The organism is Desulfovibrio psychrotolerans, assembly GCF_013340305.1.
Lineage (GTDB): Bacteria > Desulfobacterota > Desulfovibrionia > Desulfovibrionales > Desulfovibrionaceae > Halodesulfovibrio > Halodesulfovibrio psychrotolerans.
Window position 1 is genome coordinate 1 of the sequence record NZ_BLVP01000014.1, and the last position, 246, is coordinate 246.

1 protein-coding gene is annotated in these 246 nt (G+C 54.9%); it reads right to left on the minus strand.

The window, feature by feature from the left end; genetic code table 11:
- Positions 1 to 246: hypothetical protein (locus tag HUV26_RS13430; RefSeq protein ID WP_373869065.1), on the minus strand; the 246-nt coding region annotated here is incomplete at both ends.

Consider the following 246-nt stretch of genomic DNA (forward strand, 5'->3'; position numbering starts at 1 on the left):
GCAATTTCCTTAATTGCAGCCGGGTCGATATACACAGAAACAACCGTCTCGGAATCCTTGGTAATCTCCTGCGCACGGGCAAGGTCGCGGTTCAGCCCTTCAAGCCCTGCGTTGGGATCAGAACGAATGATGATGGTGCCTTCACCAATGGTGGCGCGGTTAATCTGGCGGCGGTCTTTGGAGGAATAATCCACACTCACGGAACCCAGCGAAACATCCTTTGCACCCACCTGCTCCGGTGCCTTG